The organism is Sphingomonas sp. TREG-RG-20F-R18-01 (assembly GCF_022662475.1).
Lineage (GTDB): Bacteria > Pseudomonadota > Alphaproteobacteria > Sphingomonadales > Sphingomonadaceae > Sphingomonas.
The window spans coordinates 18,421-38,689 of sequence record NZ_JAKNQQ010000002.1; the positions used below are offsets into that span (position 1 = coordinate 18,421).

General features: G+C 65.7%; 21 protein-coding genes. 7 read left to right on the top strand and 14 right to left on the bottom strand.

The annotated features are described in order from the left end of the window. Nucleotides 1-876: a S1/P1 nuclease gene (locus L8K25_RS05575; protein ID WP_242137924.1), complete on the top strand. Its 876-nt coding sequence runs from the start codon at nucleotides 1-3 to the stop codon at nucleotides 874-876. 274 nt (nucleotides 877-1,150) lie between these two features. Here L8K25_RS05575 and L8K25_RS05580 read toward each other — a convergent pair whose 3' ends face one another. The 9 genes from L8K25_RS05580 to L8K25_RS05620 form a co-directional block, all read right to left on the bottom strand. After that, on the bottom strand, nucleotides 1,151-1,396 hold the full coding sequence (locus L8K25_RS05580; RefSeq protein WP_242137925.1) for a hypothetical protein: 246 nt from the start codon (nucleotides 1,394-1,396) through the stop codon (nucleotides 1,151-1,153). Next, nucleotides 1,380-1,601, bottom strand: a complete 222-nt coding sequence (locus L8K25_RS05585; RefSeq protein ID WP_242137926.1) for a toxin-antitoxin system HicB family antitoxin — start codon at nucleotides 1,599-1,601, stop codon at nucleotides 1,380-1,382. Before L8K25_RS05585 ends, L8K25_RS05580 begins: the two co-directional genes overlap by 17 nt. A gap of 10 nt (nucleotides 1,602-1,611) precedes the next feature. Then, complete coding sequence (locus tag L8K25_RS05590; RefSeq protein ID WP_242137927.1) at nucleotides 1,612-2,514, bottom strand: SPFH domain-containing protein; 903 nt, start codon at nucleotides 2,512-2,514, stop codon at nucleotides 1,612-1,614. 416 nt (nucleotides 2,515-2,930) lie between these two features. Beyond that, nucleotides 2,931-3,440, bottom strand: a complete 510-nt coding sequence (gene pal / locus L8K25_RS05595) for a peptidoglycan-associated lipoprotein Pal (protein ID WP_242137928.1) — start codon at nucleotides 3,438-3,440, stop codon at nucleotides 2,931-2,933. A gap of 85 nt (nucleotides 3,441-3,525) precedes the next feature. Further along, nucleotides 3,526-4,941 (bottom strand): Tol-Pal system beta propeller repeat protein TolB, encoded by a 1,416-nt coding sequence (gene tolB, locus L8K25_RS05600; protein ID WP_242137929.1) that lies wholly within the window; start codon nucleotides 4,939-4,941, stop codon nucleotides 3,526-3,528. 10 nt (nucleotides 4,942-4,951) lie between these two features. Continuing rightward, nucleotides 4,952-6,091 carry a cell envelope integrity protein TolA gene (gene tolA, locus L8K25_RS05605; RefSeq protein WP_242137930.1) on the bottom strand — a complete coding sequence of 380 codons (1,140 nt, stop codon included), beginning with the start codon at nucleotides 6,089-6,091 and terminating at the stop codon, nucleotides 4,952-4,954. Nucleotides 6,092-6,104: 13 nt separating this feature from the next. Continuing rightward, a complete protein-coding gene (gene tolR, locus L8K25_RS05610; RefSeq protein ID WP_242137931.1) occupies nucleotides 6,105-6,542 on the bottom strand; it encodes a protein TolR in 438 nt (145 codons plus the stop codon). Nucleotides 6,543-6,545: 3 nt separating this feature from the next. After that, nucleotides 6,546-7,238 carry a protein TolQ gene (tolQ, locus tag L8K25_RS05615; RefSeq protein WP_242138706.1) on the bottom strand — a complete coding sequence of 231 codons (693 nt, stop codon included), beginning with the start codon at nucleotides 7,236-7,238 and terminating at the stop codon, nucleotides 6,546-6,548. 5 nt (nucleotides 7,239-7,243) lie between these two features. Next, entirely contained in the window at nucleotides 7,244-7,771 is a 528-nt protein-coding gene (locus tag L8K25_RS05620) for a YbgC/FadM family acyl-CoA thioesterase (protein WP_242137932.1), read from the bottom strand. 174 nt (nucleotides 7,772-7,945) lie between these two features. On the opposite strand from L8K25_RS05620, the gene L8K25_RS05625 reads away from it, so the two are divergent. Next, nucleotides 7,946-8,692 carry an ABC transporter ATP-binding protein gene (locus L8K25_RS05625; protein WP_242137933.1) on the top strand — a complete coding sequence of 249 codons (747 nt, stop codon included), beginning with the start codon at nucleotides 7,946-7,948 and terminating at the stop codon, nucleotides 8,690-8,692. Then, nucleotides 8,689-10,137 (top strand): hypothetical protein, encoded by a 1,449-nt coding sequence (locus L8K25_RS05630; RefSeq protein WP_242137934.1) that lies wholly within the window; start codon nucleotides 8,689-8,691, stop codon nucleotides 10,135-10,137. Before L8K25_RS05625 ends, L8K25_RS05630 begins: the two co-directional genes overlap by 4 nt. A 33-nt stretch (nucleotides 10,138-10,170) precedes the next feature. Here the strand turns inward: L8K25_RS05630 and L8K25_RS05635 are convergent, their stop codons facing one another. From L8K25_RS05635 to L8K25_RS05655, 5 genes are all read right to left on the bottom strand, one after another. Next, nucleotides 10,171-10,464 carry a GFA family protein gene (locus tag L8K25_RS05635; protein WP_242137935.1) on the bottom strand — a complete coding sequence of 98 codons (294 nt, stop codon included), beginning with the start codon at nucleotides 10,462-10,464 and terminating at the stop codon, nucleotides 10,171-10,173. A gap of 681 nt (nucleotides 10,465-11,145) precedes the next feature. Then, nucleotides 11,146-13,500: a hybrid sensor histidine kinase/response regulator gene (locus L8K25_RS05640; protein WP_242137936.1), complete on the bottom strand. Its 2,355-nt coding sequence runs from the start codon at nucleotides 13,498-13,500 to the stop codon at nucleotides 11,146-11,148. 34 nt (nucleotides 13,501-13,534) lie between these two features. Continuing rightward, nucleotides 13,535-14,491 (bottom strand): mechanosensitive ion channel domain-containing protein, encoded by a 957-nt coding sequence (locus L8K25_RS05645; RefSeq protein WP_242137937.1) that lies wholly within the window; start codon nucleotides 14,489-14,491, stop codon nucleotides 13,535-13,537. Between the two features lie 119 nt (nucleotides 14,492-14,610). After that, complete coding sequence (locus L8K25_RS05650) at nucleotides 14,611-14,793, bottom strand: CsbD family protein (protein ID WP_242137938.1); 183 nt, start codon at nucleotides 14,791-14,793, stop codon at nucleotides 14,611-14,613. 45 nt (nucleotides 14,794-14,838) lie between these two features. Further along, entirely contained in the window at nucleotides 14,839-15,144 is a 306-nt protein-coding gene (locus L8K25_RS05655) for a hypothetical protein (protein WP_242137939.1), read from the bottom strand. A gap of 231 nt (nucleotides 15,145-15,375) precedes the next feature. On the opposite strand from L8K25_RS05655, the gene L8K25_RS05660 reads away from it, so the two are divergent. The 4 genes from L8K25_RS05660 (at nucleotide 15,376) to L8K25_RS05675 (ending at nucleotide 20,026) form a co-directional block, all read left to right on the top strand. Next, on the top strand, nucleotides 15,376-16,875 hold the full coding sequence (locus tag L8K25_RS05660) for a PAS domain S-box protein (RefSeq protein ID WP_242137940.1): 1,500 nt from the start codon (nucleotides 15,376-15,378) through the stop codon (nucleotides 16,873-16,875). Nucleotides 16,876-16,925: 50 nt separating this feature from the next. Further along, nucleotides 16,926-18,146: a YihY/virulence factor BrkB family protein gene (locus L8K25_RS05665; protein WP_242137941.1), complete on the top strand. Its 1,221-nt coding sequence runs from the start codon at nucleotides 16,926-16,928 to the stop codon at nucleotides 18,144-18,146. 69 nt (nucleotides 18,147-18,215) lie between these two features. Beyond that, complete coding sequence (locus tag L8K25_RS05670) at nucleotides 18,216-18,983, top strand: SDR family oxidoreductase (protein WP_242137942.1); 768 nt, start codon at nucleotides 18,216-18,218, stop codon at nucleotides 18,981-18,983. After that, nucleotides 18,980-20,026, top strand: coding sequence for a glycosidase (locus tag L8K25_RS05675; RefSeq protein ID WP_242137943.1), 1,047 nt, complete (start codon nucleotides 18,980-18,982; stop codon nucleotides 20,024-20,026). The genes L8K25_RS05670 and L8K25_RS05675 overlap by 4 nt, the downstream gene beginning before the upstream one ends. The last annotated feature ends 243 nt before the right edge of the window (nucleotides 20,027-20,269 follow it).

Here is a 20,269-nt window from a genome sequence, read left to right on the forward strand (position 1 = left end):
ATGACTCGTATCCGTCGCGTTCGTTCAGCGTTGATCGCTGTTTCCATCGGTCTGGCTGCGGCCGGGGCGACCCCCGCCGCGGCCTATTGGGAATATGGCCACCAGACGATCGCGCAGATCGCCGCGGCCAACATTCGCCCGCAGACTCGCGTCGCGATCCGCCGCTTGCTCCAGCAGCAGGCGCTGCTCGACACGCCGACCTGCAAGGCGGGCACGATGAGCGAGGCGAGCACCTGGGCGGATTGCATCAAGCCGCTCAAGGACGCCGACGGCAAGCCGCGCCTCGGCTATGCCTACACGTGGCATTTCCAGGACGTCAGCATCTGCCGGCCCTTCTCGCTCACCGACGCTTGCAAGGACGGCAATTGCGTCTCGGCGCAGATCACCCGTGACGTCGCGACGCTCAAGAACCGCCGCGCATCGCAGAAGGACAAGCTTCAGGCGCTCGTCTTCCTGATCCACTTCGTCGGCGATCTCCACCAGCCGCTCCATGCGGGCGAGAAGGACGACAAGGGCGGGAACGACGTCAAGGCGTCCTATGACAGTTATGGTCCGCCGCGGCTCAACCTCCATTCGGTGTGGGACGGGCTGCTCGCCGAGCGCGCGATCACTTCGGGGCCGTCGCTGGTGCACCGCTATGCGCCTGCGGTGCGGGCGAAGGTCGCGGCGGGCGACGTCACCGACTGGAGCCGCGAAAGCTGGCAGGTCGCGCATGACGCGACCTATGCGAGCGTGATGGCCGATCCGTGCGCGCCGACGCCCGAGCGGGTGACGCTCGACGAGGCGACGATCGAGAAGCTGGTGCCGGTCGCGCGGCTGGAAGTGGAGCGCGGCGGGTTGCGGCTCGCGAAGCTGCTGGATGCGGCGCTGGGGTAAGGCCCCCCGTACCAACGCGGTTGACGACAAGGACATGACGGCCCCGGCCTGCGCGAAACTTCTGCGAAAGTCGCTTGATCCCGCATCCCTTGCCACGGCGAAGGCCGGGGTCGTGTCGTTACCCGGGCGTGGCGGGACGGCAGGATGCGGCATCGCCGGTTTTACCCGATAACCTGGCGGCCCCGGCCTGCGCCGGGGTGACGGGGGCTGTCGTCACCCCGGCGAAGGCCGGGGCCGCCAAGTTGGCGCGCGCAACCGCTGTCGCAGGCGGACCCTACCCCCGCCCGCCCCAACGCCACTTTAAACCACCCGGTGTCTTGCGCATCACAACCAGCGTGAACAGCAGTATCAGCGCGAAGAGCACCCCGTTCCCCGCGACGCGGTTCGGGAGCTGCGTCACCGCAAGCATCGAAAGCGCCACGAAACCGAACGTCAGCGCCCACCCCTGCCACGTCACCGGGGTGGCTCCGATTCCGAACGCATGCGGCACGAACCAATAGCCATCATTCGAGTCCCGCATCACCATCCTCCTTCGGTGGCCGCCCGCGTCGGGGCGGGTTGGGCGCCTCCAGCTTCACCCCGCGCCGTGCGAGCGCCTCGCGCAGCAGGCATTCGACCTGCGCGTTGACGCTGCGCAATTCGCCCGCGGCGAGTCGTTCGACCGCCGCATGCAGCGCGGGATCGAGCCGCAGCGCAAACGCCTTCCTCGCGGGGGGATCCGCCATCCGTCCGTGCCTATTGGTACAGCGAGCCGGTGTTGACGACCGGCTGCGTATCGCGCTCGCCGCACAGCACGACCATCAGGTTCGACACCATCGCCGCGCGGCGTTCGTCATCGAGTTCGACCACGCCCTTCGCCGACAGCAGGTCGAGCGCCATCTCGACCATCCCGACCGCACCCTCGACCAGCGTCTTGCGCGCGGCGACCACCGCCTGCGCCTGCTGCCGCCGCAGCATCGCGCCCGCGATCTCGGGCGCATAGGCCAGATGCGTGAAACCGCATTCGTCGACCGTGATCCCCGCCGTCACCAGCCGCGCGATCAGTTCGGTCCGCAGTTCCGCCCCGACCTGGTCGTGGTTGCCGCGCAGCGTCACTTCCTGATGCTCGTAATCGTCATAGGGATAGCGCGCGCCGATCGTGCGCACCGCCGCCTCGATCTGGACGATCACGAACGCCTTGTAATCGTCGATGTCGAACAGCGCCTGCGCGGTGTCGGTGACGCGCCACACGACCTGCGCCGCGATCTCGATCGGGTTGCCGCGCAAATCGTTGACCTTCAATCGCTCGGAAATCATGTTGTTCGCGCGCAGCGACACACGCTTGCGCCCGAGCCATGGCAGCACCCAGCGCAACCCGGTCCTGCGATCGGTCCCCTTGTACGCGCCGAACAATGTGATCGCGGTCGCCTGATTGGGTTGCTGCATGTAGAAACCGCCGGCCACGAACACGCACACCAGCGCGGCGGCGGTGATGATCACGCCGCCGAAATCGGACTCCTGGCGGAGCGCCGTCAGGCCGAAGCCCGCGAACGCGATCGCGGCAACCATCACCAGCAGCATCGCGTACCCGCTCGACGTCGTCGCCGATTGCTCGGCGGACAAGGTGAGCGCGGTGTTGCGTGCGATCGACTCGGACATGCGGACCTCCCGTTTATTATGATATCATATTTATATCAATTTCGGGGCGGCGTAAAGGAGAGGTGGTCACAGTGCCACGCACCCGTCTTCCCGAACTTGTTTCGGGATCCAGCGGCGTCTTTTGGCAAACGCCCGTCGGATGTGCGGCACGGTGGATGCCGAAACGAGTTCGGCATGACGGCGGTATGAGGCGACGGGTAACGCGCCCCACTCTACGCCAGTGTGGAGTGGGGGCGGCCACCCCACCCCGTTCGCCCTGAGCGCAGTCGAAGGGCCTGCGCCGTGCAAGGGGCTTCGACTACGCTCAGCCCGAACGGAGGATGCGGAAGCGTCGCCCACCGTGGAACAGCGAACGCACAAAAAAAGGGCGGCGCCCTCCCGGACACCGCCCCCTTCCCGACCGATCCGTAATTGGATCAGTTCAGGACGATCGTCACCGCGCGACGGTTCTGCGCGAGGCTCTGCTCGTCCGAACCCAGCGCGATCGGGCGCTCCTTGCCGTAGCTGATCGTCGAGATCCGCCCCGCCGCGACACCGCGCGCCGCGAGGTAGTTCTTCGCCGAATTGGCGCGGCGGTCGCCCAGCGCGAGGTTGTACTCGCGCGTGCCGCGCTCGTCGCAATGGCCTTCGAGGCTGACCGTCACGTTCGGATATTTGGCGAGCCACGCCGCCTGGCTGTCGAGGATCGCGCGCGCCGAACCGTCGATGTCATAGCTGTCGAGCGCGAAGTTAACCGTGTTGCTGGTGACCGAGCGTTCGAAATCCGCACGCGACCCCGGAATGATCGCGCCATTGCCGCCGGCATTGGGATCGACCGGCGCAGTATTGCTCGGCGCGGGCGGAATGACCGCAGGCCGCTTCTTGTTGCACGCCGTCGTCGCAAGCAGCGCGGTCGCGATCAGGATCGAGGTCGTTACTTTGGCCATCAGGTTTCTCCTTGGGGAATGGAACGGCACATCCGGTTACACGAGATGCGTAAGCTTGCACCCGGTGATTTGATCCACGTCTATGTCAGGGGCGTAACGGTCCCCACGCGGGATCGGATCCGTCGAGGACGGTCGGCACGCGCCGCACGTTGACTCCGGTCAGATCGACCGACCACAGATCCGCCTTGCCGCTGCCGCCGCCGGTCGAGCGGAAGAACATCAGCACGCGCCCGTTGGGCGACCAGCTCGGGCCCTCGTCCTGTGCGCCATCGGTCAGCAGTTTCTCGTTGCCGCCCGCCGGGCTCATCACGCCGATGCGGAACGCCCCCCCGATCTTGGTATAGGCGATCAGGTCGCCGCGCGGGCTCCACACCGGAGTCGCATAGCGCCCGGAGCCGAAGCTGATCCGCTGTTGTTGCGACCCGTCGGCGTTCATCACGTACAATTGCTGCGTGCCGGAGCGGTCGCTCTCGAACGCGATCCGGCTGCCGTCGGGCGAATAGGTCCCGCCGGTGTCGATCGATGGGGACTGGGTCAGCCGCTGCGGCGTCCCCCCGCCCATCGGCACGCGGTAGATGTCGGTGTTGCCCGAGCGCGCCATCGAGAACAGCACCCACCGGCTGTCGGGCGAGACGCGCGGCGCGAAGGTCAGGTCGGTGTTGGGGACCAGCAACCGCTGCCGCCCCGACGCCATGTCATAGACATAGATCGCGGGGCGATCGTTGAGATAGCTCATGTAGACGATCGAGCGCTGGTCGGGTGACAGTCGCGGGGTCAGCGCGATCGCCTGGCCGTTGGTCAGGAAACGGTGGTTCTCGCCGTCCTGGTCCATGATCGCGAGCCGCTTGATGCGGTGGCCCTTGGGGCCGGTCTCGGAGACATAGACGACGCGGCTGTCGAAATACGGGCCTTCGCCGGTCAGCTTGGAATAGACCATGTCGGCGCACTTGTGCCCGGCACGGCGCCAGTCGCTAGGCGGAACGACGAACCCCTGCCGCGCGATCTCGTTGCGCGAGGTGACGTCGTACAGATAGCAGCCGACCGTCAGCGTGCCGTCGCCGGTTGCGCGGACATAGCCCTGCACCAGCGCGGACGCCCCCGCCCCGGACCAATATTCGAACGTCGGGGCGGACACTTCGGGCACCGTCACGGGCTTCAGTCCGGCCTCGAGCGGCTTGAACAGGCCTGAATTGCGCAAGTCGGTGGTGATGATCTTCGACAGCTGCGCACCGAGCACGTCGGTCCGCCCCGCCGGGGTATCGACCGCCTCGCTGGTCGGCATCGTCGGGACCGCGATGCCGAGCGGCGCGGCGATCCCGCCGACCACGTCTACGACCAGTTCGCCCTGTTGCTGCGCATTGGGCTGCTGCGAGTTCGCCACCCCGGCCTGGGGGGCCGGCGCGGGTTGCGATGCGGGCGCGTCCTGCGCCGCCGCGGTCCCCGCGATCAGCGCGGCACCGGACACCGCCAGCAGGGTCTTGAGCATCATCTTGGGAAGCATCGGCAATTCCTCAGCCCGGAAGTTTGTAGCGCAGGGCGAACTTCTTCCACCCGTGCGGCACGTCGTAAAGCTCGGGTGGCAGACCGCGGAGCGGCGCACATCCGGTAAAAGTCGCAATCGCATTGCGGTCGACCACGTCGACATAGCGCCGATTCTCATCGTCGACGCCGAGACGGTCATCCGAAATTGTCGGTCGAGCGGCAAGCGATCCATCGCGGTTGAGCAGCAGGTGGACCAGCACGACGATGCGCGACGCGCCCGGGCCCGGAATCGGCTGGCGATCCGCGCATGGCTGGACCTGTCGCTTGATCGCCGAACCGATATCGGCGGCCGCCTTGCCGTCCATCGCCGCGGCGGGCGCGGCGTCGGAGGTCTTGGCCTTGCTCGCGCTCTGCGTCAGGCCCTTGCGGAAATCGTCGTCGAGCAGCGATCCGGTCGCGCGCGCCTTGCTCGACTTGGCGTTCGCGCCATTGCCCTTGGCCGCGGCGTTCTTGCTGGCCGCGGCCTTGGCGGCCGCCGCGGCTTTCGCTGTCCTGGCATCGGCCACCGCCCTGGCGTCGGCCGCGGCCTTGGCCTCGGCGGCCTTCGCCTGTGCGGCCCTGGCCTGGGTGGCCTTTGCTTCGGCGGCCTTTTCCTGCGCGGCCTTGGCCACGTCTGCCTTGCTGGGCTTGGCGGGTTCCGCCTTTTCCGGCGGAGACGGTTTTTGGACCGGCTTCGGCTTGGCTTGCGCCTTTGGTTCGGGCTTCGGCTGTGGTTTGGGCACCGCAACGGGCTTGGCCACCGGCTTGGGCTCGGGCTTTGGCTGCGCGACCGGCTTGGGCTGTGGTTTCGGTTCTGCTTTTGGCTGGGGCTTTGGCTCGGGTTGCGGCTCGGGTTCGGGCGCAGCCGGCGCTGCGGCGGCCGGAACGGCGTCGGCCGGGGGGGCGGCGTCTTCGGGCGGGCCGGAGTCGGGCGCGGCGGATTGTGCGGGCGGCTCGGCGGCGGCGGGCGCGCGCTGGTCGAGCGCGACGTCCTGCACCAGCGACACGTCGATCGGCTTGGTCGCGGGCGGCGGCAGCTTGGCCGCGCTCCAGCTCAGCGACAGCAACGCGAACAGCGCGACATGGCCGAGCGCGGCGATGCCGAGCGCGATCCCCTCGCCGCGGGTCATCCGCCCGTCCATCTCAGTTGCCGTCCTGGCTGACCGTCACCAGCGCCACGCGGTTCAGTCCGGCGCGGTTGAGCTCGCCCATCACGCGCATCACCTTGCCGTAATCCAGCTTGGTGTCCGCGCGCAGGAACACCTGCGGCGGCTTGGCGGGATCGGCCTTGGCGGCGAGTTGCGACAGGATGTCGGGCAGCATCGCATCGCCGACCAGATCCTTGGCGACGAACACCTGGCCCTGATTGTCGATCGAGATCTCGATCGGCTTCTGGTCCTGGTCGAGCGCCTTGGCGCGGCTGTCGGGCAGGTTCACCGGCACGCCCGCGGTGAGCAGCGGGGCTGTCACCATGAAGATGATCAGCAGCACGAGCATCACGTCGACCATCGGGGTCACGTTGATGTCGGCCATCGGCGCGCGTCGACCGCGCCCGCGCTGCGAGGGGAGGTTCATCGCCATCGCTCAGCGCCGCCCCTCGCTCTCGAGCTGCCGGCTGAGCGTCGCGTGGAAGCCGTCGGCGAAGCGGTTGAGGCGCGCCTCGATCCGGTTGATCGCATGGCTGAAGCGGTTGTACGCAATCACCGCCGGGATCGCCGCGAACAGGCCGATCGCGGTGGCGAACAGCGCCTCGGCGATCCCCGGCGCGACGACCGCGAGCGACGTGTTGTTCGCGCTCGCGATGCCGGTGAAGCTGCGCATGATCCCCCACACCGTGCCGAACAGCCCGACGAACGGCGCGACCGAGCCGACCGTCGCGAGGATGTTGAGCCGGTCGGACAGGAGGTCGATCTCGTTCGCGACCGATGCGCCCATCGCGGTGGCGAGCCGTTCCCGCGTCGCCGCGCGGTCGACCTGCCCGCCGACGGTCGAGCGCCGCCATTCGGCGACGCCCGCCACGAACACGCGCGCGATCGGCAGCTTGCTGTCGACATGCTGCTTGTAGAAGGCGTCGATATCCTCGGCCTTCCAGAATTCCTTCTCGAACGCGGCGATCTTGCGGCGCGTGCTGCCCAGCCGCAGGACGAAGCTGATGATGATCGTCCAGGTCCAGACGCTGGCCAGCAACAGGCCGATCATCACGCCCTTCACCACCAGATCGGCCTGGAGGAACAGCGCGATCGGCGACATGCTCGCCGCATCGGTATTCAGCATCATCTCGTTCACGACGTCTTTTCCCCTGATGGTGTCTGCGTTTCGCCCAGCACCTGCTGAAACGCGGCAATCCATTCGCGTGGCTGGCGCAGCGGCCGCCCGGTGGGCGACACCAGCGCCGCCGTCACCTCGGCGTCGGTCAGTATCTGACCGCCGCACATGACCTGTTGATGAATATCGACCGAAGCGGCGCGAATGTGCCGCAGCCGCGTCACCACCACCAGCGCATCGTCGAGCCGTGCGGGCGCCTTGTAGCGGATCGCGAGCGCGGTCACCGCATAGGCGCCGCCGCCCGCCTCCTGGTGCGCGCGCTGGTCGATCCCGGCGCGCACCAGCATGTCGGAGCGCGCCCGTTCCATGTAGCGCAGGTAATTGGCGTGGTAGACGATCCCCGAGAGATCGGTGTCCTCGAAATAGACGCGCAGCGGGAAACGGTGCGCGCCCGCCACGATCCGTCCGCTGGCGGGCTGGTCGTCGACCGTTGCGCCGGGCGACGGCGGCGGATCGCGCGGGACATCGCCGCGAGCGGACCCCATCGGAACAGGCCCCGTCGGAACAGGCCCCGTAAGAACAGGCCCCGTCGGAGCAGGCATGGCGGGATCGGTCTGCGGCATTCCGCCTCGCTCTAGCGGCAAGTGGTCGCAACGAAAACCCCGCGCGGCGACGGCGATCCGGCTGGACGGCACCAGTGTACCGCTTAAACAGAACAGATGACCGATTCAGCGCTGCGCATCCGGGGGCTTGCGAAGAGCTTCGACAAGCCCGTCATCCAGGGTCTCGACCTCGATATCGCGGCGGGGCAGTTGTACGCGCTGCTCGGGCCCAACGGCGCGGGCAAGACGACGACCTTGCGGATGGTCGCGGGACTGGCCATGCCCGATGCGGGGACGATCGAGATCTTCGGGATCGACACACGGCGCAATCCGCTCGGCGCCAAGGCGATCACCGCGTGGCTGCCCGACGAGGCGATGCTGTACGACAAGCTCACCCCGCTCGAATATCTCGCCTTCGTCGCGGGGCTGTGGCGGATGGACCCAGCCCATGCCGCCGCCGAAGCCGACCGGCTGCTCCACTGGCTCGACCTGTGGGAGCAGCGCGATACGCGCTGCGAGGGGTTCTCGCGCGGGATGAAGCAGAAGGTCGCGCTCGCAGGCGCGCTGATCCACGATCCGCGGCTGCTGATCCTCGACGAACCGCTGACCGGGCTCGACGCGAGCATGGCGCGCCTGGTCAAGGATGCGCTGCGCGCGCAGGTCGATGCGGGCAAGACCGTGATCGTCACCACGCATATCCTGGAGGTCGCCGAGCGGCTGGCGGACCGGATCGGGATCATCGCGGGCGGGCGGCTGCTGGCGGAAGGCACGCTGCAGGACCTGCGCGACCGTGCCGGGACCGAGGGCATGACGCTGGAGGACACGTTCATCCGCCTGACCAGCGCGCCCGCGGTCGCCGCATGAGCCTCGCGCGCCCGGCGAGCTTCACTTGGCTCGCGCTGCACGAACTGCGGCTGGCGTTTCGCGCGCGGCCGCGGCGGGGCGTGGCGCGCTGGATCGGCTATCTGCTGCTCGCCGCCTGGTGCCTGATCGGGGTCGCGCTCGCCTGGGGGTTGCGCGACCAGCCGATCCCGATCCCGCCCGCCGCGATGACCGGTCTGCTCGCGATCTGCCTGCTCGCGCTCAGCTTCATGACCGCGCAGGCGATGATCGGCAGCCAGCGGACGCTGTACCAGAGCGGCGATTTGCAACTGCTGCTGTCCGCGCCGATCCCGGGGCGGACGGTGCTGCTCGCCAAGCTGCTCGGGATCGTCGCGACGATCGCGCTGACCTATGCGGTGCTGGTGCTGCCGATCGTCGTGCCGGTCGCGGTGCTGGGGCATCCGCGGCTGTTCGGGCTGGTCGCGGTGCTGGTGGCGCTGGCACTGGTCGCGGCGTCGCTCGGGCTCGGGCTGACCCTGCTGATCGCGACGTCGGTCGGCCCGCGCGCCGCGCGCACCGTCGGACAGATCGCCGCGGCGGTGCTGGGCGGGTCGCTGTTCCTCGCGACGCAGCTGATGCCGCGCAGCGCGAGCGGCCGCAGCACCTTCGTCGCGCTGTTCGAGCGGCTCCAGGCAGCGGGGATCGGCACGACGGGGATCAGCGGTCTCCCGGCGCGCGCGGCGTTCGGCGATCCGCTCGCGATCGCGCTGGTGCTCGGCGCCGGTCTCGTCCTGTTCGCGGGCGCGGGGGTGACGCTCGAACGGTCGTTCCTGGCGGGGTATCTCGACGGCGAGATCAAGCTGTCGCGCACCCGCCCCACCGGGCGCGCGAGCGGACGGTTGTTCCACGCCGGCCTGACCCGCACGGTCTTCGCCAAGGAATGGAAACTGCTCGCGCGCGACCCCGCGCTCGCCTTCCAGATCGTGCTGCGGCTGATCTATCTCGCGCCGCTGGTGCTCGGGCTGATCGGCAATCGCCACGCGGTGCCGATCCCCGCCGCGCTCGCCTTTGCGAGCGTATTGATCGCGAGCCAGCTGGTCGGCAGTTTCGCCTGGCTGACCGTCTCGGCCGAGGACGCGCCCGACCTGCTCCAGGTCGCCCCGGTCGCGCGCGACGCGGTCGACAATGCCAAGCTGCTCGCCGCCTTCGCGATGGCCGCGCCGTTCGTGCTGGTCCTGCCGATCGTGCTGTCGCTGCAGACACCGGTCGGCGCGGTGATCACGCTGGCGATGACGGTGCTGGGCGGCGGCTCCGCCGGCTATGTCGAGCTCAAGCTCGGCAAGCCGGGCAAGCGCGGCGCGTTCAACAAGCGCCGGTCGGGATCGATCGTGGCGGGGATCCTGTCGCTGCTGATCGCTTTGGTGTTCGGCGGCGGCGCGGCGGCGCTGGTGTTCCTGGTGGGCGGGGGGATGGCGACGCTGCGATGATCCCGCGCGCGGCGCGGCGGTTGCCCGGCGGCGTCAGTCCGCGTTGTCGAACGTCCTGACCTCGATCGCCTGTTCATCGAAGCCATCGAGCAAGCGCGCGTTGATCCCCATCTTCCCGAAATCCTCCCCGAGCGACTGCCAATGGGTTCCGCAGCCGCACACCGGGCAATGATGGATGCCGATCATCCGGTCGCCCCAGACATAGGCGGTCGTTTCCCCCGTGATGCGGACCTGGTCGGGCGGGAAATAGGCGACGCGCCAGGCGAGCCGACGGCACAGCGAACAGGTGCACGCCGCGACCCACGCCGGCGCATGCGGCAGTTCCACCCGCACGTTTCCACAATGGCAGCTTCCCTGGACGACCATGCCGCCATTTTACACGCAGCGCCGGACGGGCCGCAAGCGGTGCTCAGACGGTTGGTGACGGATCGCGCGCGCGATGATCCCGGGTTTTGGTGGCCGATCTCGGGCGGGGCGCGGCCCTTGGCGGAGCTGACGGTGGCGGGGGGCGGAATGTCTTTTAGCCCACGCGCCATTCCCGCGGCGGCAAGTCCTCCGCAAAAGTCGCTCGGCGCCCGGCCGTCACCCCGGCGCAGGCCGGGGCCGTAGGGTTCCCCGGGCGTGCCGGAGCGATCGAGCGCCGGATCGCCGGCCGGGGCTGGCCAACCGGGCGGCCCCGGCCTGCGCCGGGGTGACGGGGGGGGCAGCGCGACCTGCGCAGTGATCGCGCCTGGGCGGGACTCCATTGGCCCGGTCCTTCCCGTACTGCGCCGTCCGCCAGTATGGATCCCCGCCGGCGCGGGGATGACGGAAAAGGGGGCGTGTGACGCTGTGATGCTTGCAACCGACGCGTCAGGTTGAACGGCGAGAGTTGGTCGATTGCGGTCGGCGCGTTCTGGGACTTTGCTGACATACCTATCTGCCCATTCGAACGACGGCTTTCGCCACGAGCGGACGAAGCCGGCCATGCGAAGAGGAGGCTTTGGAGCCTTATGCTCGCACGCGTTCTCATTGCTTCTTTTGCTGCCACGCGATCGCCTTGCGCAGAACGCGGGACAGCTGCTCGACCGAGTACGGCTTATGGAGCAGCTCGAACCCGTGATTGCCGTTCTGGGCCAGCACGTGACTGTAGCCGCTGGTAAGGATCACGGGAATAGTAGGGTAGAGCCTGCGGATTTGTTGGCCCAACTCCAACCCACTGGTTCCCGGCATGACCACGTCTGAGAAGACGATGTGGAACCGGGTGCAATCCTTTTCCAGTTCGACCAGCGCTTGGGTTGCGTCGCTTGCGAAGACACTTTCGTAGCCAAGCTCGCTCAGCGCCTGCGTTGCGAACTCGCCTACCGCTTTGTTGTCTTCGACGACAAGGACGCAAACACCTTTGCCGTCGACGGTTGCGGGGACGTCCGGCACGATATCCGGTTGCGGCTCGGCATCAAGCACACGCGGCATGTATAGCGTGAAAGTCGTGCCATGCCCCATTTGGCTATCGACACGGATATCGCCTTCAGACTGCTTTGCGAAACCAAACACTTGGCTCAAGCCAAGGCCGGTTCCCTGCCCAAGCTGCTTCGTCGTGAAGAAGGGTTCAAAGATGCGCGCGATCTCGTCGTCGGCTATGCCAGTGCCCGTATCGGTGATCGCCACGGCCACGAAATCGCCGGCGATCGGCGGATGCGTTCGAAGCGCCGGGATGCCGGATACGGGGCCGATCGCGATCGACAACCGGCCTTCGCCATCCATCGCATCACGTGCATTGATCGCCATGTTGACGATTGCTGTGTCGAACTGGCTGCGATCGGCGAGTACCATGCACGGTTCCGGGGGAGCGAGCGTTTCCAGGACGATCCGCGAGCCGGTCAGCGTGCGCACCATAGACGCTACGTCAAGGATGCTGGCGCCAGCGTCGAACACCTCCGGCTTGAGTGCCTGGCGCCGGGCGAAGGCCAGTAGCTGCCCGGTCAGCGCCGCCGCGCGGTCAGCAGTTTCGCCGATCGCGTCGATATATCGCTCACGTCGTTCGGCGGGGAGGTCGGGCCGGCGCAGCAAGTCGACCGAGCCTCGAATAACGGTCAGCAGATTGTTGAAGTCGTGCGCGACGCCGCCGGTCAGCTGCCCGACCGCCTCCATTTTCTGAGCCTGCCTCAGCGCATCCTCGGCCAATTCCAGATCGGCCCCACGCTGCCGTTCGGCGGTCACGTCGCGCGCACTCGAATAAAGCTTTCCATTGTACGGAACGGCAACCCAGGACAGCCACCGCCAATTGCCCGATGTCGTGCGATAGCGGTTCTCGAACTTGAGCAGGGGATTGCCATCGGCGAACCTCGCAAATTCCTGGTCGCTGCTGCCCATATCCTCTGGGTTGACAAAGACGCTGTAATGGACGCCTTCCATTTCCTCCGCGGTCCAGCCGAGCATTTGTTCCCACGCAGGATTAACGCGCTCGAAAAGACCCGTCTTCAAATGGATGACCGACAGCAGTTCGGAACTGACAGACCATGTCAGCGCCCGTTCGCCGACGCGCTCGACCACCTGACGTTCTAAATCGGCATTTAACTCGCGGAGCCGTGCCTCGCTCGCACGGCGTCCATCATCGGCGGCGATGCGCTCGCTAATGTCGAGGAAGGTGCAGATAGCACCGTCGATCCTGCCCTGCCGAATGATCGGGATCGCCCAATATTCCACCGGCAACGGCTCACCATCGATCGGGAAAAACAGTTCATCGCTGACATGCGCGCGGGTGCCAACCCGCGCGCAGATGTAAATCGGACACTCGGTTTTTTCGTAGTCGCGTCCGTCGCGGTGGCTGTGGTGGATAACGTCGTGCAGCTTGCGGCCGACCGCATCCTCCTTGCGCGCGAACCCCATCATGCGCAGGAAGGCGGCGTTGCAATCGGTGGTCACGCCATCGCGGTCGACGGCATAGAAACCCTCCGCCATCGAATCGAACAGGAGTCGCGTGCTAGCCTCGGCCTCGCGCAATGCTTCCGCCGCCAAGCGCTGTTCAGTGCGGTCGCGAAGTACTTTAACGAAGCCAATGACGGTGCCGGCGTCATCGCGCAAAGGCGTCATTTCGCCATTTGCCCAGAACCGTTCCCCATCCTTGCGGATGTGCCAGCGTTCATCGTTACCTGCTCCCCGTTCGAGAGCGCATTGCATTTCAATCTCGGGCCGGTCGGCGGCGATATCTTCCGGGGTGAAGATGCGATCGATTCGCTGGCCGATCATGTCCGACTCAAGCCAGCCGAAGATTCGGCGTGCCCCCTCGTTCCAGGTCGTCACGCGGCCTTCGGTGTCGGTCGCGACGATCGAGAAATCGGTCGCGCTGTCGATGATCCAGCGATTGATAGCTGCGTCTTGCATCTTTCCCCCACGACGTGATCGCCACGCTACGGATTTACCCTGGATTTGTCCCGCGTCGCAGTTCGACCGGCGGCAAGCCGACGATATCGTAAGTCGCCGAGGCGATACCGATGTTGGCCTCGTCGAGTGCGGCAATGATCTGCCGGCTCATCGCGTCCTTGATGGCACGGATCCGGTGGGTGGTGACGATGAAGCGGACGGTGAGTTCGAGCCAGTTGTCGGTGATGCGGAAAAACACCTTAGGATCGAGATCGATTGGATCGACCCCGAACCGGGTTTCCATGTCCGCTTTCGCGTCGGCAGCGATGTCGCGTTCGCTGCCGGCGAACGCGCGCGCGGCGTCGAGCAGGATCGCCTCAACTTTGGCGCGATCCGCTTCGTACGTAATCGGGATCGCCATCTCTTCCCACATGAACGGGAAGTCGCGCGTGTAGTTGAAGACCGGTTCGGAAAAGATTTTGGAATTGCTGACCGTGACGATCCGCCCGGTGAACTGCCGACTTTTCACCCACATGGCCGGGTCGGCGCCTTGAACGCTGGGCGGCTGGCCCATCTCCATGATCGTGGTCTGGATGAAGCCTAGCCGCAGGACATCGCCGCGCACGCCGCCCATCGAGATGCGATCGCCGACGTTGAAGGTACTGCCACGCAGGACCACGAAATAGCCGGCGATCGCGGTCACCGGCTGCTGCAACGCGAAAGCAAGCCCCGCGGTCACCAGCCCGAGTGCAGTGGCCAACCGGGTTGGATCGCTGAACCATATCGACAGGAGGCCCAGAATCAGAATAACCGCGCTGAGCAGGCTAATGCCTTGCCGCGTCCAGAATTTAGTCTGCAATCCGGCAGTATCGGTATTGCGCAGGATAACGCCCACAAGCCACCGGAGGACTCGGCTGACGACGACGACGATCATGACGAAAGCGAGCGAGAGCAGCAGCTTTTGTCCGTTCTCCGGATTTACACCGACCCAGTCAATCCCGAGAAATCGCATTGTACCGCCCCGTTGGCATTGCCGCGTCGCTGACGCGCGCCTGAAAATGCAAGGAGAGGCCGGGTGGCGTACCGCCGCCCGGCCTCCATAATGATCCTTAACGGATCATACGCAACCGTTCAGAGATCGTCGCCAAGCGCTCCCTTGACGCTGCCCTTTACGTCCTGCGCCGAGCCCTTGAGCTGCTGGGCCTTGCCCTCGGCCTCCAGTTTCTGGTTGTCGGTCATGTCGCCGATCTCTTCCTTGACCTTGCCGGCAACCTTGTTGCCCGCGGCCTTCATCTTGTCGGTGAACTCACCCATCGTCATTCTCCTTGGTTGATACGGTTCAGTCGTTCTCGTACTGTGCTATCTGACCGCGGGCGCCTTGTTGGCGACGATCGCATCGCGCTGCTCCTGGCTCATGGCGCTGACGTTCATGTCGGCTGCCTTGATCGCATCAGCTCGGGATTCTCCGCGATCGCGCGCAGCACCGGCCCGATTGTCGAGCATCGCGGCTTGATTGCGGAGCTGGTCAGCATTCTGCTCCATCGTGTCCGCGCGATTGTCTGCAGCGTTCTCGACACGTCCGGCGAGCTTGTCGGATGGGCTCTTGCCGCAGGCGCCGAGCGTCAGCGCGGAGGCAACCAGCCCGAGGATGACGATCTTCTTCATGGTGATATTTCCCTGTTAATGTGGTGGATCAGTGCGCGGCGCCGCAACGGATTCCTTGGATCTTGCACGATAACCTTCGCCCTAGGTGGAGCACACCGCTTCATGCAACATGAGTTAAGCTGTCTGGAACGCGCCACAAAGATGTGATTGCATCAAGCGATCAGACGCAAATGCCCCAAGACGTGAAATTATTGGCGCGCTAGGAATGCCCCCAACCACAAGGACGCGATCATGGCCAAACGACCAGACGGGCACAGCTTGATCGGAGTGCGCGAAACTGCCGATCTCGACAACCTTCGTCTGATCGTCTCGGGCTTGCGCGAAGGCGTGATCCTGCTCGATCCCACCGGCACGATCTTGTGGGCGAACGACGCTGCGTTGGCGATGCACGGAGTGACGACCGTCGACACGCTCGGCCAAGACGCCGCCGGTTATCGCTCTCGGTTCGCGCTCCGCTATCGCAACGGCCATGTTTTACGGGCCGAAGATTATCCCATCGAACGCGCCGTGGCGGGTGAAACGGTCGTAGATATCGTCGTCGAAGTGACCGCAGCCAAGGCCGACGGGATGCGGTGGGTGCACCAGATGCGCAGCCTGATCCTCGCTGACCAGCGCGGCGCGATCGAGGGCCTCGTCCTCATAGTCACCGACATCACCGAGCGCGCCGAAGCCGAGCATCGCTTCCGACAGGCGTTCAACGCCAACCCCGCACCAGCGCTGATCGCGCGGCTGACCGATCTAAAGGTCGTCCGCGCCAACCAGGGCTTCCTCGACATGACCGGCTATGCCGCGGACCGTATTGTCGGGCGCACCGTGTACGAGCTCGATCTGTTCACCCGCGCCGAGCGCCGCGATCTGGCCCACGAGCGGCTCGCGGCAGGCAACCCTGTCCCGCAGATGGAGACCGAGGTCGACTTGCCCGAAGGCGAAACCAAGCTCGTGATCGTCGCCGGCCAGCCAATCGGGTTGGAGGACGAGGATTGCATGCTGTTCACCTTCGCCGACCTTGAACCGCGGCGGAAGGCGGAGACGGCGCTGCGTCATAGCGAGGAGCGGTTCCAGCAGGCGTTCGACCTGGCCCCCGTTGCGATGGTCGTCGCCTCGCTAAAGAACCATGCCTTGCTCGAAGTGAACCAGGCGTTCCGCACGATGACCGGTCACTCCGAGACGACGCTGGTGGGGCGCAGCCCCGGCGAACTGACGCTGTGGGACACCGCGGTGACGCGGCGGCGAATGGAAGAGCAGGTCGAGGCGACCGGCAAGCTGCGCAACGAGGATGCGAAGGTGCGCACCAGCACCGGTCAGTTCCTCGACTGCCTAGTTTCGGCGGCGACGATCGACCGCGCCGGCGATCGCTGCGTGCTGTGGGTAATCCAGGACATCACCGAGCGGCGTCAGTCGGAACTTGATCTGGTCGCGGCGATCGAGGCGGTGATGAGCGACGCCAGCTGGTTTAGCCGCAACGTGGTCGAAAAGCTAGCAAACCTCCGCGCCGACCGGGCGGGTAAGCCACTCAAGGAAACCGCGCAGCTCACCCGGCGCGAGCGGGAGGTGCTGGGACATCTAGGCCAGGGTCAGGACGACGAAGGGATAGCCGACGCCCTAGGTCTTACGCGCACGACTGTGCGCAATCACGTGTCGCGGATCTACGGCAAGATCGGCGTCAACAAACGCGGCGCGGCAATCATTTGGGCCCGTGAGCGTGGCATCGGCGGCAAGGGAATTTCATGACAATCCAACCAGCAGCTCCGAACGGCCGCGATGCGATCAATCCTTGGGCGATGCCATGGCAGGCATGGAGAGCTGTACTGCTGCGCACCTGGAACGAGGCGGGCGACGACAATGTCGGTCTCGTCGCCGCCGGCGTGGCATTCTACGGGTTCCTTGCGCTAGTCCCGCTGCTCGGCGCGGTCGTGCTCAGCTATGGACTTGTTGCTGACCCGGCCACCGTGATCGGGAATGTGCGGGGGCTGATGTCCGTCATGCCGGCCGATGCCGCCAAGCTGATCGGCGAACAACTCCTCAACGTCGTCGCGACGTCGGGTGAGAAAAAAGGCTTTGGCTTGCTGCTTGCGCTTGCGCTCGCCGTTTTTGGCGCCCGGAGCGCCGCCGGCGCGATCGTGACTGCGCTCAACATAGCCTATGAAGAGAAGGAGCGCCGAAGCTTTATCATGGTGAACCTGCTGGCGCTCGGTATCACCGGCGCAGGCGTGCTGGTGATGGTGCTGGCGGTGATCGCGATTGCGGCGCTCGGCCACCTGGAGGACATGCTGCCGACAATGCCTAAACCAGTTGTGGTCGCCGGCAAGATCGCCTCCTATTTGGCGCTCGTGTTGGCGGGCGCCGCTGGGGCCGCCACACTATACCGCTACGGGCCTTCTCGCGAGCGACCGCGCTGGGTCTGGCTGACCCCGGGATCACTGCTCGCTGCGCTGCTTGGGCTCGCGCTAACGTTCGGCTTCGGTATCTATGTCGCCAATTTCGGGAATTACAACGCGACCTACGGGTCGCTCGGCGCGGTCGTGGTCATGCTGACTTGGCTCTATCTGTCGAGCTATCTCCTGCTGTTCGGCGCGGAGCTCAACGCTGAACTCGAGCATCAGAGTGCGCAGGACACAACGCACGGAGCAGCGGCGCCGTTAGGCGAACGCGGCGCGTGGGTGGCGGATCATGTCGCAGGTCAGCAACCGGATGACCAGAAGGACGCTCCTGCGATTGCAGGATCAGACATCGACGACGGACCCAGCGACGCCTCTCGCACTGCCGTTCTGTCAGACGTCAATATCCGGCAAGAACCTTCTCTGCCGGCGCGACTAATCAACTTGTACGTCGGTTCCAAGCTGGGAAAGATCGCCGGAGGCGGCGCAGCCGGCCTCGTTGGGCCGGTTCTAGGCGGAGTCGGCTTCTCGCTTCTGCGCCGACGTGGTCGCGCACGTCTTGGCATTGTGGCAATCGCGGCTGCCGCTGTTTTAGGGTTGGCGGGAAGAAGCTCTGACACATGACAAAGATGAGAATTGCCGGCAGAGAAGCTGGCGCCGATACCACCGGAAATAAATCAAAGGGGCGACGGGATGGCGAACGGTAGGTGTGTATTGGTGAGCGGCGCGGAAAGCGGAATCGGAGCTGCGTGCGCTATCTCGTTCGGAGCGATCGGTGACAGAGTGGTGGTGCTGTTCCACGATGCCCATAACGATGGAAGCGAGACCGTCGCCAAGGTGAGGGCGGCTGGCGGCGAGGCGATCGCGGTCCAGTGCAATGTCGGGGACGAGGTATCGGTGGATGCGGCGTTCGCGGCTGCCGAGAAGGCGTTCGGGCTCGTCACTGTGCTGGTCAATTCCGCCGGAATAAACATGGCGGGCGTGCCAGTGCGACAAATGACGATGCCGCAATGGCAGCGCATGCTTGATACCGACCTGACCGGCGCGTTCCTTACCTCGCGTCGGTTCGTACGAGACCGGCCTGCGAACAGCCCCGGCACGATCATCCACATATCATCGATCCACGCCTATGCGGTGCGGGCCGGCGGCGCGGATTACTGTGCGGCCAAGGGCGGCCTGACCAACTTAATCGAGACGCTCGCGATCGAAGAAGCGCCCAACGGCATCCGTGTGAACGCGATCGAGCCAGGCATGATCCTGACACCGATGAACGAGCGCGCCAGCACCGATCCGGTCTATCGCAAGACGCTTGAACAGAACATCCCGATGGATCGGGCGGGACAACCCGAGGAGGTCGGCGATCTTGCCGTGTTCCTCGCCTCGGACAAGGCGTCGTACATTACCGGCGCGCGTATCGTGATCGACGGTGGCCTGTCGCTGATGCAGGCACTCGGCGCATGATCGGGAGCAAACCCGCAATGCCCGCTTCGACCGCCGGCGCCACGAACCAGTCGGAGATCGCGCCCGGCGTGCCGATCGTGCGGTCACGCCTGCCTGCCGACAGCGTGACCGGGGATCGGAAGGTGCTGGTCTACCCCTCGTCGAATGTCGTCGATTTCAATGTGCAAGAGTTACAGGAGATCCACCTGATGGGTCCGGCGCCACTGATGGCGCGCGATCTGATGAGCCCGTATGTCTGGCTGGAGCCGGACGGCCGGTTCGGCATCATGGTGCGCGCGGTGACGCAGCCCGGCGAGCCGATGACTGACACCGGCATCATCTGGGCCGGCTGGAGCGATGACGGCGTCCACTTCGAGATGCTCGACCAGCCCGCGATCGTGCCCGGCGGCCCCGGCGAAAAGGATGCGGGCGGGGTGGAAGATCCCACCGTGGTGAAGATGGAGGACGGCAACTACGTCGTCTATTACACCGGCGTCGAGGCCGACATGGCGCATGGCGAAATGTTCTATGCCGCTGGGCCGACCATCGACGCCCTGGTGAAGACCGGCGTTGCGCTGGCCTCCACAAAGTCGCTTGGCAACACGAAGGAAGCGACGGTTGACCGCGAAAAGGATGGGCGATGGAGTCTGTTCTACGAATATGCCGCCGACGAGGCCAGTCGCGTGGGCCTGGCGATCGGCCCCAAGGTGGACGGACCGTGGGACGAGCAACCAACGCCGTTCATGCCGCGCGAGGACGGATGGGACAATTGGCACCTCTCGACAGGCCCGATGTTGCTCGACGACCCTGAAATGCCGGTGATGTTTTACAACGGCGCAACGCACGACGCGCGTTGGCGGATCGGCTGGGTCGCGTTCGACCGCGAACTGACCCGCGTGGTGGACCGATGCATCGAGCCGCTGATCACACCGCCGCCCGCAAGAGATCGGACAGCGAGCGACATAGCATTTTCCGCCTCGGTCACCAGTCGCGACGGCGAGGTCTGGCTATATTATTCCCTCGAGGACCGGCGACTGTCGCGAGCGCGGCTGAAGCGGAGCTGAAAGCCGTAAGGTGGTGGAAACTCGTATTAGGCAGACATCCGGCACGGCGAAGGTAGCTACAAGACCCATAGCCGTCAGTCCGGCATTCAATCGGCTCGCCGAAAGCGAACGTTCATTCATATGCTGGGATGAGTTCTGTCTCGTGATAGAGAGGGCCGATGGCCCCAATCTATCAATTTGGAGCGCTAACAACGTGACGTAGCGGTCAGCATGGTCGCGGCGCTTTGCGTGACGATCCTTGTG

Excerpts from the sequence above, each read along its gene's own strand:
- L8K25_RS05575 (WP_242137924.1), top strand. The coding sequence starts at position 1 with ATGACTCGTATCCGTCGCGTTCGTTCAGCGTTGATCGCTGTTTCCATC.
- L8K25_RS05580 (WP_242137925.1), bottom strand. The coding sequence starts at position 1,396 with ATGCGGGACTCGAATGATGGCTATTGGTTCGTGCCGCATGCGTTCGGA.
- L8K25_RS05585 (WP_242137926.1), bottom strand. The coding sequence starts at position 1,601 with ATGGCGGATCCCCCCGCGAGGAAGGCGTTTGCGCTGCGGCTCGATCCC.
- L8K25_RS05590 (WP_242137927.1), bottom strand. The coding sequence starts at position 2,514 with ATGTCCGAGTCGATCGCACGCAACACCGCGCTCACCTTGTCCGCCGAG.
- pal (WP_242137928.1), bottom strand. The coding sequence starts at position 3,440 with ATGGCCAAAGTAACGACCTCGATCCTGATCGCGACCGCGCTGCTTGCG.
- tolB (WP_242137929.1), bottom strand. The coding sequence starts at position 4,941 with ATGCTTCCCAAGATGATGCTCAAGACCCTGCTGGCGGTGTCCGGTGCC.
- tolA (WP_242137930.1), bottom strand. The coding sequence starts at position 6,091 with ATGACCCGCGGCGAGGGGATCGCGCTCGGCATCGCCGCGCTCGGCCAT.
- tolR (WP_242137931.1), bottom strand. The coding sequence starts at position 6,542 with ATGGCGATGAACCTCCCCTCGCAGCGCGGGCGCGGTCGACGCGCGCCG.
- tolQ (WP_242138706.1), bottom strand. The coding sequence starts at position 7,238 with ATGATGCTGAATACCGATGCGGCGAGCATGTCGCCGATCGCGCTGTTC.
- L8K25_RS05620 (WP_242137932.1), bottom strand. The coding sequence starts at position 7,771 with ATGGGGTCCGCTCGCGGCGATGTCCCGCGCGATCCGCCGCCGTCGCCC.
- L8K25_RS05625 (WP_242137933.1), top strand. The coding sequence starts at position 7,946 with ATGACCGATTCAGCGCTGCGCATCCGGGGGCTTGCGAAGAGCTTCGAC.
- L8K25_RS05630 (WP_242137934.1), top strand. The coding sequence starts at position 8,689 with ATGAGCCTCGCGCGCCCGGCGAGCTTCACTTGGCTCGCGCTGCACGAA.
- L8K25_RS05640 (WP_242137936.1), bottom strand. The coding sequence starts at position 13,500 with ATGCAAGACGCAGCTATCAATCGCTGGATCATCGACAGCGCGACCGAT.
- L8K25_RS05645 (WP_242137937.1), bottom strand. The coding sequence starts at position 14,491 with ATGCGATTTCTCGGGATTGACTGGGTCGGTGTAAATCCGGAGAACGGA.
- L8K25_RS05650 (WP_242137938.1), bottom strand. The coding sequence starts at position 14,793 with ATGGGTGAGTTCACCGACAAGATGAAGGCCGCGGGCAACAAGGTTGCC.
- L8K25_RS05655 (WP_242137939.1), bottom strand. The coding sequence starts at position 15,144 with ATGAAGAAGATCGTCATCCTCGGGCTGGTTGCCTCCGCGCTGACGCTC.
- L8K25_RS05660 (WP_242137940.1), top strand. The coding sequence starts at position 15,376 with ATGGCCAAACGACCAGACGGGCACAGCTTGATCGGAGTGCGCGAAACT.
- L8K25_RS05665 (WP_242137941.1), top strand. The coding sequence starts at position 16,926 with ATGCCATGGCAGGCATGGAGAGCTGTACTGCTGCGCACCTGGAACGAG.
- L8K25_RS05670 (WP_242137942.1), top strand. The coding sequence starts at position 18,216 with ATGGCGAACGGTAGGTGTGTATTGGTGAGCGGCGCGGAAAGCGGAATC.
- L8K25_RS05675 (WP_242137943.1), top strand. The coding sequence starts at position 18,980 with ATGATCGGGAGCAAACCCGCAATGCCCGCTTCGACCGCCGGCGCCACG.